The organism is Bradyrhizobium nitroreducens (assembly GCF_002776695.1).
Taxonomy (GTDB): domain Bacteria; phylum Pseudomonadota; class Alphaproteobacteria; order Rhizobiales; family Xanthobacteraceae; genus Bradyrhizobium; species Bradyrhizobium nitroreducens.
In genome coordinates this window covers 6,850,615-6,851,758 of sequence record NZ_LFJC01000003.1, presented here as the reverse complement: position 1 = coordinate 6,851,758, position 1,144 = coordinate 6,850,615, and the positions used below count along the sequence as shown (strand labels likewise).

General features: G+C 57.2%; 2 protein-coding genes. One reads left to right on the top strand and one right to left on the bottom strand.

From position 1 onward, the window contains the following. A partial coding sequence (locus TSA1_RS32585; protein WP_174719357.1) for a porin occupies positions 1-190 on the bottom strand: 190 nt, incomplete at its 3' end. 511 nt (positions 191-701) lie between these two features. Here TSA1_RS32585 and TSA1_RS32580 point away from each other — a divergent pair. Beyond that, positions 702-1,144 (top strand): MarR family winged helix-turn-helix transcriptional regulator (locus TSA1_RS32580; protein ID WP_100181460.1); only part of this gene is annotated, 443 nt, incomplete at its 3' end.

Below are 1,144 nucleotides of genomic sequence, written 5' to 3'. Positions count from 1 at the left end.
CGCGCAGATAACCACCCAGCTTGATGCAGGTGTCGGTGCCCGGGATGTAGTAGAAACCGGCGCCGTACAGCGAGCAGATCTTCACGTATTCGACCGCCTTGGCCTTCACGGGAAGATCGGCTGCGAACGCCCCGGAGGCGGCCATCAGGCCGGCAGCCGAGCCGAGCAAAAGCGTCTTCGTCAACTTCATTTGGTAAACCTCCAGGTCGATTCAGGGGGCTCGGCTTCCTCGGCGGACACCGCTTCACCCTCATAATTTCCGTTCAATTCAGATCCGTACCGAAAGTCCGGACTGAAACGACAGTGAGGTGCCCCCCCTCCGTCGTGCCTCACGTATAGTTTATAAAAACAACCGCCTCAATTTATTGATTTGATGAAATGTAAGTTCGGCGGGAGATGTTGCGTGAGAGCAACAGGAGCGCCCGACGGCGGCGCTAACGTACTGAATAAAAGGCAAAAAGCCCTCGGGGGGCATCCCGAGGGCTTTCTTGGAGGTCTCACATCGCTGTCCACCGACACGGTCAAGAGCAGCAAAGATTGAGTGCGATGAGACGTAATTCAATTAATTGAGTTCTGCAAGTACTAAACCGCCGAACCGTTTCTTCCGTGCGATGTCCGCCACCATTGTCTATGCGCGATATACGAGACGATTCCCCAATATCCGATTAAAAGACTGAACCGAGGAAACGGGGGGCAGCCACATGATCGAGAAAAAACTCGACAGGGCGATTACGGACTTCATCTGGAACGTCGTCGAAATTCACTCGCAGCTGGAGGACATCCACACCAGCTGGGCCGGGCTGCTCGGCATCACCGAGCCGCAATGGCTGATCCTGATGGCCATCACGGAACTGGACGAGGGACGAGGCGTCGCCGGGATCGACATCGCAAACAAGCTGCGCGTTCACCCGGCCTTCGTGACCAACCAGACCAAGAGCCTCGAAAGGAGCGGCTTTCTATCGCGCCGGCCGGCAGCGGACGACGCACGCTTCGTCCTGATGTCGCTGACGGCGAAGGCCAGGACGGAAATCGAGAAGCTGTCGAAGAGGAAGCTCGCCTTGAACTCGACCATGTTCAACGAGCTCGACGAGAAGTCCCTGGCCGAGCTGAACGCCGCGCTTGCAACGATTGCCAAGAACGCGCG